9 protein-coding genes are annotated in these 12,502 nt (G+C 70.7%); 4 read left to right on the top strand and 5 right to left on the bottom strand.

The window, feature by feature from the left end; translation table 11 throughout:
* Positions 1–30: 30 nt before the first annotated feature.
* The 3 genes from WJ35_RS03400 to WJ35_RS03410 are packed head-to-tail and all read right to left on the bottom strand — an operon-like array spanning position 31 to position 5,821.
* A complete protein-coding gene (locus tag WJ35_RS03400) occupies positions 31–1,572 on the bottom strand; it encodes an efflux transporter outer membrane subunit (RefSeq protein ID WP_060234402.1) in 1,542 nt (513 codons plus the stop codon).
* Positions 1,573–1,574: 2 nt separating this feature from the next.
* Positions 1,575–4,715 carry an efflux RND transporter permease subunit gene (locus WJ35_RS03405; RefSeq protein WP_069238735.1) on the bottom strand — a complete coding sequence of 1,047 codons (3,141 nt, stop codon included), beginning with the start codon at positions 4,713–4,715 and terminating at the stop codon, positions 1,575–1,577.
* Positions 4,712–5,821 (bottom strand): efflux RND transporter periplasmic adaptor subunit, encoded by a 1,110-nt coding sequence (locus WJ35_RS03410; protein ID WP_060234404.1) that lies wholly within the window; start codon positions 5,819–5,821, stop codon positions 4,712–4,714. The genes WJ35_RS03405 and WJ35_RS03410 overlap by 4 nt, the downstream gene beginning before the upstream one ends.
* A 189-nt stretch (positions 5,822–6,010) precedes the next feature.
* Between WJ35_RS03410 and WJ35_RS03415 the strand changes: the two genes are divergently transcribed.
* Complete coding sequence (locus WJ35_RS03415; protein WP_060234405.1) at positions 6,011–6,634, top strand: TetR/AcrR family transcriptional regulator; 624 nt, start codon at positions 6,011–6,013, stop codon at positions 6,632–6,634.
* Position 6,635: 1 nt separating this feature from the next.
* Here the strand turns inward: WJ35_RS03415 and WJ35_RS03420 are convergent, their stop codons facing one another.
* Positions 6,636–8,369, bottom strand: a complete 1,734-nt coding sequence (locus WJ35_RS03420) for a ClcB-like voltage-gated chloride channel protein (RefSeq protein WP_196222086.1) — start codon at positions 8,367–8,369, stop codon at positions 6,636–6,638.
* Between the two features lie 103 nt (positions 8,370–8,472).
* Positions 8,473–9,540, bottom strand: a complete 1,068-nt coding sequence (locus WJ35_RS03425) for a YeiH family protein (RefSeq protein WP_080434903.1) — start codon at positions 9,538–9,540, stop codon at positions 8,473–8,475.
* A 114-nt stretch (positions 9,541–9,654) separates the two neighbouring features.
* Between WJ35_RS03425 and WJ35_RS03430 the strand changes: the two genes are divergently transcribed.
* The 3 genes from WJ35_RS03430 to WJ35_RS03440 all read left to right on the top strand — a co-directional run bounded on the left by WJ35_RS03430 (position 9,655) and on the right by WJ35_RS03440 (position 12,458).
* Positions 9,655–10,548 (top strand): LysR family transcriptional regulator, encoded by an 894-nt coding sequence (locus tag WJ35_RS03430; RefSeq protein WP_060234407.1) that lies wholly within the window; start codon positions 9,655–9,657, stop codon positions 10,546–10,548.
* 112 nt (positions 10,549–10,660) lie between these two features.
* A complete protein-coding gene (locus WJ35_RS03435; protein ID WP_060234408.1) occupies positions 10,661–11,425 on the top strand; it encodes a TIM barrel protein in 765 nt (254 codons plus the stop codon).
* A 40-nt stretch (positions 11,426–11,465) separates the two neighbouring features.
* A complete protein-coding gene (locus WJ35_RS03440; protein WP_010092322.1) occupies positions 11,466–12,458 on the top strand; it encodes a sugar kinase in 993 nt (330 codons plus the stop codon).
* Positions 12,459–12,502: the final 44 nt, after the last annotated feature.

The raw sequence follows: 12,502 nt of genomic DNA on the forward strand, positions 1-12,502 counted from the left end.
TCGGGCGCGGCGCCCGACGCCCGGGCCAGCTCATTGCGGCGAGGGCGGGGCGTCCGGAGCGTTCGGAGCGTGCGGGATCGCGGCGCGGGCTTGCCGGCCGGCTGCCGTGCCGACGGGCGGCGTGCCCATCGCCTGGTACAGCCGCGCGGTGTCCGCGAGCCGCGCGCCCGTCGCGCGAATCTCGTCGAGCCGCGCGTTGCGGTACTGCAGCTCGCTTGCGCGCGACGCCGACGGCGGCAGCGCGCCGAGCCGCACGCGCGCGGCCGCATCGTCATACGCGCCGCGCGCGGCGAGTGCGGCGCGCTCCGACGCGTCGAGCGCCTGCGCGTCGTGCTCGAGCGCCGCAAGCGAGTCGGCGACGTCCTGGAATGCGGTGAGCACGGTCTGCTTGTACTGGTCGACGGCGGCCGCGTAGCTTTCCTTGGCCGCGCGGCGCTGCGCGAGCAGCGCGCCGCCGTGGAAGATCGGCTGGCTGAGCGACGCGCCGATGCTCCAGATCGCGCCCGCGCCGGACAGCATCGCCGGCCAGTTGAAGCCGCCTTGCCCCATCGACGCCGACAGCGACAACTGCGGGAACAACTGCGCTGTCGCGACGCCGACCTCGGCCGCGGCGGCCTGCAGCGCCGCGTCGGCCGCGCGGACGTCGGGCCGGCTCCTCAGCAGGTCGGACGGCACCACGACCGGCACCTGCGCGGGCAGATGCAGGTCGGCGAGCGCGAGGTCGGCGGGCGGCTGGTCCGGCGTGCGGCCGACCAGCACCGCGAGCGCATGGCGCGCCGAGTCGCGCTGCTGGCGCAGCGCGGGCAGGCCGGCCGCGAGCGTCTGCGCGCTCTGCCGCGCGTTGAGCGCATCGCTGCGCGACGCGGCGCCGAGCGCGTAGCGGCGCTCCGCGTCGCGCGCCTGCGCGTCGGCGAGCGCGACGAGCCGTTCGGTCGTGTCGATCTGCGCGCCGAGCACCGAGCTCGTGACCGACGCGACGACGATGTTCGCGGCGAGCGCGCGGCGCGCGGATTCGAGCTGGAACGCGCTGACGTCGACGCGCTTGGCGAGCGCCCGGTTCGCGAAGCGCGACGCGCCGAACAGGTCGATCGTGTAGCGCGCCTGGAGCTGGCCGACGAACGTGTCGTACAGCAGCGTCGGCGCGCCGAGCGCGGGAATCGGCACGCCGAGCGCACGCTGGCGCGCGGCCTGGCCGCCCGCGTCGATCGACGGCAGCATCGAGCTGCCGATCTGCGCGCGCAGCTGCTCGCGCGCGGCGTTCAGCGTGTGCGCGGCGGCGCTGAGCGTCGGGCTGTTGCGCAGCCCTTCGTCGACGAGCGCGTTCAGCGCGTCGGAGCGGTACTGCGTCCACCAGTCGGGCACCGGCTGCGCGCCGACTTCGAAATGCTGCGCGACGCCTTGCGCCGCGACCGTCTGCTCGGCTTGCGGCGTCGCGCCGTAGTGCGCGGGCGACGGCATCGCCGGCGGCTCGCCGCTCGGCGCGAACCACGCGCAGCCCGCGAGCGCGCCGGCGAGGCCCGCGGCCGCGAGCGCGCGCGCGGTGTTCGTCATCAGATTCATCGACAGCTCCATGATCAGGCTCCCGACGGCGCGGCGTCGCCGGAAGCGTGGCCGCCCTGCGGGTCGCGCTCGTCGTTCCTCACGCGGAACCACGCGGCGTACAGCGCCGGCAGGTAGAACAGCGTCAGCACGGTCGCGCTCGTGATGCCGCCCATCAGCGCGGTCGCCATCGGCCCGAAGAAGTTCGAGCGCAACAGCGGGATCAGCGCGAGCACCGCGGCGGCGGCCGTCAGCGTGATCGGCCGGAAGCGCCGCACGGTCGCGCCGATGATCGCGTCGAAGCGCCCGTGGCCGGCCGCGATGTCCTGCTCGATCTGGTCGACGAGGATCACCGAGTTGCGCATGATGATCCCGAACATCGCGATCACGCCGAGCATCGCGACGAAGCCGAACGGCTGGCCGAACATCAGCAGCGTCGACACCACGCCGATCAGCCCGAGCGGCGCGGTCAGCACGACCATCAGCACGCGCGAGAAGCTCTGCAGCTGGATCATCAGCAGCGTGAACACGGCGATCGCCATCAGCGGCATCTGCGCGTTGATCGACTTCTGCGCTTTCGCGCTTTCCTCGACCGAGCCGCCGATGTCGATCCGGTAGCCGACCGGCAGTTGCGCGCGCAGCGCATTCAGCTTGCCGTCGATCGCATGCGTGACGTCGATGCCCTGGGCGCCCGCGCGCACGTCCGACTGCACGGTGATGGTCGGCTGGCGGTCGCGCTCCCAGATCACGCCGTATTCGAGCGACGGCGTGAAGCGGCCGAGCGAGCCGAGCGGCACGGGGCCGTTCGGCGTCGGCAGCGCGAGGCCCGCGAGCTTCGCCGGATCGACGCGGTCGGCCTGCGGCGCGCGCAGGTCGACCGCGATCAGCTTGTCGCGCTCGCGGTACTGCGTGACGGTCGTGCCCGACAGCGTCATCGCGAGGAAGCTCGACACGTCCTGCGACGTGACGTTCAGCGCGCGCGCCTTGTTCTGGTCGAGCTCGAAGCGCACCGAGCGCTCGGCCGGCTCGTCCCAGTCGAACTGCACGTTCACCGTGCGCGCGTCGCCGCGCATCGTCGCCGCGACCTGCTCGGCGATGCCGCGCACGGTCGCGATGGTGTCGCCGCTGACGCGGAACTGCACCGGATAGCCGACCGGCGGCCCGTTCTCGAGCCGCGACAGCCGCCAGCGCACCGCCGGAAACCGGTCGCGCAGCGTGGTTTCGAGCCAGCGCGCGAGCTTTTCGCGATCCTCGACCGATTTCGCGGTGATCACGAACTGCGCGAAGTTCGGCAGCTGCAGCTGCTGGTCGAGCGGCAGGTAGAAGCGCGGCGCGCCGCTGCCGACGAAATTGACCGCGTGGTCGATCTCGGGGCGCCCGGCGATCGCCTGCTCGAGGCGCTCGGTTTCGCGCAGCGTCGCCGCGAACGACGCGCCTTCGGGCAGGCGCAGGTCGACGAGCAGCTCGGGCCGGTCGGAGCTCGGGAAGAACTGCTGCGGCACGAGCGAGAAGCCCAGCAGCGACACGACGAAGAGGGCGCCCGTGATCGCCAGCACGACGAAGCGCCGCTCGATGCACCAGTGGATCCAGCCGCGCAGCCGCGTATAGAAGCGCGTGTCGTAGATGTCGTGCTCGTGATCGTCGGGCAGGTGCGCTTCGTGCGCATGCTTCTTGCGCTCGGGCAGCATGTGGAAGCCGAGCAGCGGGATCAGCACGACGGCCGCGAACCACGACGCGATCAGCGCGATCGCCGACACCTCGAAGATCGAGCGCGTGTATTCGCCGGTGCTCGACTTCGCGAGCGCGATCGGCAGGAAGCCCGACACCGTGACGAGCGTGCCCGTCAGCATCGGGAACGCGGTGCTGGTGTATGCGAACGCGGCGGCGCGCGCGCGGCTGTAGCCCTGCTCGAGCTTCACGGCCATCATCTCGACCGCGATGATCGCGTCGTCGACGAGCAGGCCGAGCGCGAGCACCAGCGTGCCGAGCGACACCTTGTGCAGGCCGATGTCGAACAGGTACATGAAGAGGGCCGTGACCGCGAGCACGACCGGAATCGAGATCACGACGACCATCCCGGTGCGCAGCCCGAGCGACACGAGGCTCACGACCAGCACGATCGCGACGGCTTCGGCGACCGCCTCGAGGAAGTCGTCGACCGAGTGCGAGACCGCATGCGGCATGCTCGACACCTCGGTCAGCTTCAGGCCGGCGGGCAATTGCGCGCGCAGCTCCTGCGACGTCGCGTCGAGCGCCTTGCCGAGCCGGATCACGTCGCCGCCCGGCTGCATCGTGACGCCGATGCCGAGCACCGCGTGACCGTTCGTGCGCATCTGCGTGACGGGCGGATCGTCGTAGCCGCGCGTGACCGTCGCGAGGTCGCCGAGGCGGAACGTGCGGCCGTTGATGCGCAGGAGCGTGTCGGCGAGCGCGGCGACGTTGTCGTACTGGCCGCTCGGCCGGATGAACACGCGGTCGTCGGCGGTCGTCAGCACGCCGGCCGACGCCACGCTGTTCTGCGCGTTGAGCGCCTGGCCGAGCTGCTGCGGCGAAATGCCGACGCGCGTGAGCTGCGCGTTGTTGACCTCGATGAAGATCCGCTGGTCCGGGTCGCCGAAGTAGTCGACCTTGGCGACGCCCGGCACGCGCAGCAGCACGGTGCGCAGCTGGTCCGCGTAGTCGTGCAGCTGCGCGGGCGAGAAGCCGTCGCCTTCGAGCGTGTAGATGTTGGTGTAGACGTCGCCGAACTCGTCGTTGAAGAACGGGCCCTGCACGCCGGGCGGCAGCGTGTAGCCGATGTCGCCGACCTTCTTGCGGATCTGGTACCAGGTCTGCGGCACGTCCTTCACGGGCGCCGAGTCCTTCATCGTGAAGAAGATCAGCGATTCGCCGGGGCGCGAATAGCTGCGCAGGAAGTCGATCGCCGGGGTTTCCTGCAGCTTGCGGCCGATCCGGTCGGTCACCTGCTCCTGCACCTGGCGCGCGGTCGCGCCCGGCCAGAACGTGCGGATCACCATCACGCGGAACGTGAACGGCGGGTCTTCGGATTGGGCGAGGCGGGTGTACGCGAGGATGCCCGCGACCGTCGCCAGCACGATCAGGTAGACGACCAGCGCCTGGTGGCGCAGCGCCCACGCGGACAGGTTGAAGCGGCCTTCTTCGCGAAACGAACTCATGACGCGAAGTCCTCCGGATGCAGCGGCGCGATCGCGCGCACCTTCTCGCCCGCGCTGACCGTGTGCACGCCCTGCAGCACGACGCGCTCGCCCGGCTGCAGCCCGTGCGACAGGGTCACGGTGCGCTCGTTGAAGCGCGCGACGTCGACGCGGCGCAGCTCCAGCGTGTCGCTTTGCGCGCGCACGACCCACACGGCCGGGTGCTGGCCGTCATGGAACAGCGCGGTCGCGGGCAGCGTGATGGTCGCGGCGTCGCTGCCGGCCGTCAGGCCGTCGAACGCGACGTCGGCCGTCATGCCGAGGCGGATCACCGCGTCGGGCCGTTCGAGCGACAGCTTCACGCGGTAGGTGCGGCTTTGCGGATCGGCGGCCGGCGCGACCTCGCGCACCTTCGCGGCGAACTGCCGGCCCGGCAGCGACGGCAGCGTGACGCTCGCCGTGTGGCCCGGCGCGAGCGACGCGAGCGCCGCTTCCGGCACGTCGCTGACGACGTCGACGTCGCCCGCCCACGCGAGCTGGTAGACGGGCTGCCCGGCGGACACGTTCTGGCCCGTGTCGGCCTGTTCGGCGGTGATGGTGCCCGCGTGGTCGGCGACGAGCGTCGCGTAGCGCAGCTGGTTCCTCGCGAGCGCGAGCTGCTGCTGCGCCTGGTCGCGCTGCGCGAGCGCCGACGTGTACGCGTCCTCGGTCTGCTCGAGCTGCGCGGTCGCGATCAGGTTCTCGCGGGCCTGCGCGCGGTCGCGGTCGAGCTGCTGCTTCGCGAACGCGAGGCGGTGCGACGCGGCGTCGAGCTGCGCCTGCGCGCTCGCGGCGTTCTTCTCGACGTCCGAAGGATCGAGCAGCGCCACGACCTGGCCGGCCTTCACGGTGTCGCCGAGCCGCACCTTGCGCTCGACGATCTTGCCGGCGATGCGGAACGACAGCGGCGTCGCGTAGCGCGGCTGGATTTCGCCGGGCAGCGTGCGCGACACCGCGACGCCGTCGGCGCGGGCCGGCTGGGCAACGACGGGGCGGGGTGCGGGTGGTGCGGATTCTTTCGGGTGACAGGCGGCGACGACGAGCGCGGCGCCGACCAGCAGCGCAGCACGGGAACCGGAGCGATTCACGAAACCCCCAGAGGCGGTAAGAACGGAGCGAAACCGGCAAGCGGCGGGCGCTTGCCCCGAGCGGCGCGCAACGATGCGCGCGGACAAGATCTTTCGGATACTGTTGCGGATTCTAATACAGTGCTGTATCTGAATGCAAAGATGAATCTGAAAGCCAGCTGGCGCCAGGTTGGTGCTAGACTTCGCGGCATGAAACAACCAACGCGCTTGACCCGGGAGCAGAGCAAGGACCAGACGCGCGAGCGTCTGCTGAGTGCTGCGCAGTCGATTTTTCTGGAGAAAGGCTTCGTCGCCGCGAGCGTCGAGGACATCGCCGCGTCCGCCGGCTATACGCGGGGCGCGTTCTACTCGAATTTCCGCAGCAAGGCGGAGCTGCTGTTCGAGCTGCTCGAGCGGGATCACGCGTCGGTGCAGGCCGAGTTGCGGCAGATCTTCGAGGGCGGCGGCACGCGCGAGCAGATGGAGGCGACCGCGCTCGCCTACTACCGGCGGATGCATATCGACGACCGGTGCCACCTGCTCTGGGTCGAGGCGAAGCTGCAGGCGGCGCGCGACGCGAAGTTCCGCGTGCGCTTCAACCAGTTCCTGCAGGAATCGCGCACGCGGATGGCCGACATCATCCGTGCGTTCTCGGAGCACTCGGGCACGCCGCTGCGGCTGCCGGCCGAGACGCTCGCGCTCGGGCTGATGAGCCTGTGCGACGGCGTGCAGTCGTACTACACGGCTGACCCGCAGCACGTGTCGGCCGAGGCGGCCGAGGCCGTGCTCGCGGGGTTCTTCTCGTGGGCTGTGCTGGGGCGCGCGCCGGACTGAATCAGCGCTCGCCCGTCATCCGCCGGTATGCGTCGAGCAGCGATGTCTTGTAGACGACGCCCGCGAGCGTCGGCTCCGCCGCGCTCTCGATTACCGGCAGCCGCTCGCCCTGGAAGCCCATGAACAGCTCGAGCGCGGTGCCGAGCGGCATGTCGGGCGTGAGGAGCGGAAACGGCGTGTGCGCGTAGTGCGCGGCCGTCTTGTCGGTGGTGTCGCGCTTGTCGAGCAGGTCGCACGTGATGTCCTTCAGCGCGACCGCGCCGCGAAAGCGCCCCGCGTCGTCGGTCACGTACAGGTATTTCACCGGGTATTCGAGGAATACGCGCGTCATGTCGGCGACGCTTGCGCTCAGCGGCACGACCGTCTGCGCGGGCTGGATCAGCTCGCGCATCTGCGTGGTCCGGATCCGCAGGCGCTCCTGCGCGTCCTGGTGGTGGCGCAGCGTGATCTCGTACATCGACGTCGTGCCGGTCGCGCGCGCGACGAAATACGCGACGACGCACGACACCATCAGCGGCAGCACGACCTGGTAGCTGAGCGTCATCTCGAAGATCATCAGGATCGCCATCAGCGGCGCCTGTGTCGCGCCTGCCAGGAACGCGCCCATCCCGACCATCGCGTACGCGAAGTACGCGGACGTGTGCCCCGGCCACAGCGCCTGCATGCCGAGCCCGAACAGCGAGCCGAGCACCGCGCCGACGAACAGCGTCGGCGTGAAGACCCCGCCGATCGCGCCGGAGCCGGCGGTGGCCGCCGTCGCGAGCACCTTGAACACCAGCACCGCGACGAGCGCCTGCCAGGTCCACGGCGAATGCAGGATCTGGTTCACGACGCTGTAGCCGTTGCCCCAGACGTCCGGAATCCACACCGAGATCACGCCGACGATCAGGCCGCCGAGCGCGAGCCGCACCGGCAGCGGCACGGGCAGCCGCTTGAACTGGTGCTTCGACGCGTCGAGCAGGTGCAGGAACTGCGGCGCGAGCACCCCGCACAAGAGGCCGAGCACGACGAACGGCAGCACCTCGGGGCCCGCGACGGCCGGGAACACCGGCATCTCGTACGGCGGCCGGTAGCCGGCGAATTCGCGCATCACGATGTTCGCGACGACCGACGCGACCACCATCGGGCCGAAGCTTTCCATCGCGATCGCGCCGAGCACGATCTCCGACACGAAGAACGCGCCGGCGATCGGCGCGTTGTACGCGGACGTGATGCCGGCCGCCGCGCCGCACGCGACGAGCAGGCGCAGCCGCGGCGGATCGAAGTGCGCGAAGCGGCCGACGAGCGACGCGGCGAGCGCGGCGAGCTGCACCATCGGGCCTTCGCGGCCGATCGAGCCGCCGGTGCCGATCGTCAGCAGCGACGACGCGCTGCGCCACAGGCTCTGCCGCACCGGCACGACGCCGCTGCCGAGCGCAACCGCTTCCATGTAGTCGGTCTTGCGCGTTTTCGCGTCGCCGCGGGTCGCGAGCAGCAGCACGCAGCCGGCGAGGAAGCCGCCCGCGGCGGGGAGCCAGAAGCGCACGTACCACGGCAGGCGTTTCGCCATTTCGACGAAGCTGCCGCTGCCGCCCGAGACCACGCGCTGCACCAGCTCGATGCCTTCCCGGAACGCGATCGTCGCGAACGCGCCGCCGATCCCGACGATCACCGACCAGATCAGCATCGTATGGGCGTCCGACAGGCGGAACAGCGTTTGGGCGCGGGTGCGCAGCTTCAGCAGGAAGGAAAGCACGACTGAGCGAGGACCGTGGAAAACGACGCGAAGCATAGCACTGCGCCGCGCCCGCGGGACCTTCCCGGCGGGCGCGGCGCGCGAATCGGAGCGTGCGTGCGGCTCAGCCAAGCCAGTGCTGGACCGCCCAGGTGATCCCGTAGCCGCCGGCGATCAGCCACACGTACAGGATCAGGCCGGTCGTCAATGCGCGGGGGCCGGCTTCGCGGATCTGCGACACGCGGGTCTCGATGCCGAGCGCGGTCATCGCCATCGTCAGCGCGAACGTGTCGAGCACGTTGAGCGTGTGGGTGACGTCGGCCGGCAGCACGTTCAGCGAATTGACGATCACGAAGCCGAGGAAGCCGAGCGCGAACCACGGCACCGCGATCCTGCGCTTGCCGTGCGCGCCGCCGGCCGAGGCGCGGGCCGAGCGGGCGAGCCACCAGCCGAGCGCGAGCAGCACCGGCACGAGCAGCATCACGCGGGTCATCTTGACGATCGTCGCGATGTGCGCGACCTGCGGGCTGACGTCGCTCGCCGCGCCGACCACCTGCGCGACCTCGTGGATCGTGCCGCCGAAGAACAGGCCGAGGCCGGCCGCGTCGAGGTTCAGCAGCCCGGCGTGATACGCGAGCGGGTACACGAACATCGACAGCGTGCCGAACAGCACGACGCTGCCGACCGCCATCGCGCTCTGGTGCGGCTTCGACTGCAGCGTGGATTCGAACGCGAGCACCGCGGCCGCGCCGCAGATCGCGCTGCCGGCGGCGGTCAGCAGCGCGGAATCGCGGTCGAGCTTCATCAGCTTCATGCCGGCCCAGGTGCCGATCGCGAGCGTGCTGACGACGACCAGCACCGACACGGTCAGGCCCGGCAGGCCGACCTGCGCGATTTCCTGCAGGCTCACGCGCAGCCCGAAGAACGCGACCGCGATGCGCAGCAGCCTGCGCGCCGAGAAGTTGACGCCGGCCGCCCAGCTGGCCGGCATGCCGTCGCGCAGCGCGTTGCCGTACAACGCGCCCGCGACGATGCCGACGATCAGCGGGGAGAGGCCGAGCCCGGCGATCGCGGGCAGTTCGGACAGGCTCGTCACGGCCGCGGCAAACAGCGCGACGAACAGGATGCCGTTCAATTGGCCGCGCATCGACGGCGCGGCGTGGCTGAGAGGGGGAGTCGGAGCAGTAGACATGATGGAACCCGGATCGGATCGTCATTTCAATGCCCTAATCCTAGTTTGGTTATATCGATATGAAAAATTGTGATTTGTGACGTAAACTATCCGGAAAGCCGATAATTCATCTCCATGACCCCGGATCAACTGATAACGTTCGCGGCCGTCGCCGAGCACCTGAACATCAGCCGCGCCGCGCTGGCGCTGCATCTGTCGCAGCCGGCGGTGTCCGGCCAGCTGCGCCTGCTGCAGGACGAGTTCGGCGAGCCGCTGTACCAGCGCGACGGCCGCGGCATCCGGCTGACGCCGGCCGGCGAGCAGCTCGCGCAGTATGCGAACGCGCTGCGCGACACGTTCGCGCAGGCGCGCGCGTTTCGCGACGCGGTGCGCGGGCTCGACGCCGGCACGCTGCGGATCGGCGCGAGCACGACGCCCGCGAGCTACCTGCTGCCGTACCTGATGGCCGCATTCCAGCAGACGGCGCCGCGCGTCGCGATCCAGATGATGAGCGGCAACACGTCCGAAGTGGTCGCCGCGCTGCCGTCGCTGGACATCGCGCTGATCGAAGGCCCGCCGGGCGAGGCGCTGCCGCCCGGCACGGCCGTGCATGCGTGGCACGAGGATGAGATCGTCGCGATCGTGCCCGCCGGGCATCCGTTGGCGGGGCCCGCGCACGCGGGCGGCGTGTCGCTCGACGCGCTGGCCGCGCATCCGCTGGTGCTGCGCGAGGCGGGCTCGGGCGTGCGGCAGCTCGTCGAGCGCGCGTTCGCGCACACGGGCGCGCCGCTGCGCGTCGCGCTCGAGATCGCCGGCGTCGAGGCCGTGAAGGAGGCGGTGCGGGCGGGAATGGGCGTCGGCTTCGTGTCCGCGATGTCGCTGCGGCATGACGATGCCGCGCTCGTGATGCGCTCGTTCGCGCCCGCGCCGCTCACGCGTCATTTCTCGATCCTCGTGCCGCACGGCGGCGCGCCGTCGCGGGTCGCGGCGCAGTTCCTGGCGTTGAGCCTTGCGCAAAACGGCATGTAATGCGCGCACGGAGCGATTCCTAGGGATTTCCTCTATGGCGTGCCTCCTGCGCGAAGCGCACCATCCGTCTCACGCAAATGGAACCGGTTCCATTCCGGTGATAAAGGACAACATGGCAGACATCGTGATCGTGGCGAGCGCATTCGGCATGGACCGGGTGCGACAGGAGGGCCACCGGGCATTCGTCGCGACCGCCGCGCAGGCGGGCGCGGCCGGGTTCGAGGTGCGGCGCGAGCTGTTCGCGTCCGACGCGGACGCGGCGCATGACGCGCTGGCCGCGCTCGGCGCGCAGCTCGCGGCGCACGGCTTGTGGTCGGTCTACTCGACGCCCGCCAACCTGTATACCGACGCGGGCGCGCTCGACGCCGACGCGCTGCGCGACACGCTCGCCGAAGCCGACGCGCTCGGCGCGTGCTTCGTGAAATTCCAGCTCGGCGGCTTTGCCGGCAACGCGCAGGCGGCCGACATCGTCGCGCTGTCGCAAGGTGCGCGCGCCCGGGTCGTCGTCGAGAACGGCCAGTTGCCGGTCGGCGGCTCGCTCGCGCAGTTTCGCGGCCTGTTCGCCGCGCTCGACGCGGCCGGCGCGCCGCGCGCGCTCGGCATGACCTTCGACATCGGCAACTGGCAATGGCCGGGCGAAGCGCCGCTCGCCTGCGCGGATGCGCTCGCGCCGCATGTCGAATACATTCACTGCAAGGCGGTCGTTGGCGAGGGCGCGCGCCGTTTCGCGGTCGCACCGGCGCCGCACGACCCGCTCGTCGCCGCCGTGCTGGCGGCGCTGCCGCGGCATGCGCCGCGCGGCATCGAGTTTCCGCTCGACGCCGCCGACCTGGAGCGCGACGCGCGCCATCGCGTCGCGTGGCTCGAAGCCGCTTGAAGCGCGCTGGAAAATGCGAAGGACCCGGAGGAATTCACTGATGCACCAGCAACTCGATGTCGTCACCTACGGCGAAGCGATGGCGATGTTCGTCGCCGCCGAGACCGGCCACCTTGCGCACGCGTCGCAATTCACGAAGCGGATCGCGGGCGCCGACCTGAACGTCGCGATCGGCCTGTCCCGGCTCGGCTTCCGCGTGGGCTACGTGAGCCGCGTCGGCCGCGACTCGTTCGGCGGCTACGTGCTCGACACGCTCGCGCGCGAACGCATCGACGCGTCGTGCGTGACGGTCGACGACCGCTACCCGACCGGCTTCCAGCTGAAGTCGCGCAACGACGACGGCAGCGATCCGACCGTCGAGTATTTCCGCAAGGGCTCGGCGGCGAGCCACCTGTCGTGCGACGACTACGTGGCCGACTACGTGCTCGGCGCGCGTCACCTGCACCTGACGGGCGTCGCGCCGGCGATTTCGGCGACGTCGTGCGAGCTTGCGTTCCACCTGGCCCGCGAAATGCGTGCGGCCGGCAAGACGATCTCGTTCGATCCGAACCTGCGCCCGACGCTGTGGCCGTCCGCCGAAGCGATGGCGAGCACGCTGAACGCGCTCGCGGCGCTCGCCGACTGGGTGCTGCCGGGCCTCGCGGAAGGGCGGCAGTTGACCGGGCACGACGCGCCGGCCGACATCGCGCGCTTCTATCTCGCGCAGGGCGCGCGCGGCGTCGTGATCAAGCTGGGCGCGCAAGGCGCGTACTATCTGAGCGCCGACGGCCGCGAAGGCACGGTCGACGGCGTGCGGGTCGAGCACGTCGTCGACACGGTCGGCGCGGGCGACGGCTTCGCGGTCGGCGTCGTGAGCGCGCTGCTCGAAGGCCGCGGCGTCGAGCAGGCGGTCGCGCGCGGCAACCGGATCGGCGCGCTGGCGATCCAGGTGATCGGCGACTCGGAAGGCCTGCCGACCCGCGAGCAGCTCGACTGTCTCGAAAACGTCAGCAATCGGGCCGATCGCTTAGAGGAAAACTTCGCCGCGCAATGAGATGCCGTGCACGGCACAATCGCGGGCTATTTCATCGCTTTGCA

It is taken from the genome of Burkholderia ubonensis, from assembly GCF_001718695.1.
In the GTDB taxonomy this organism is placed as follows: Bacteria; Pseudomonadota; Gammaproteobacteria; order Burkholderiales; family Burkholderiaceae; genus Burkholderia; species Burkholderia ubonensis_B.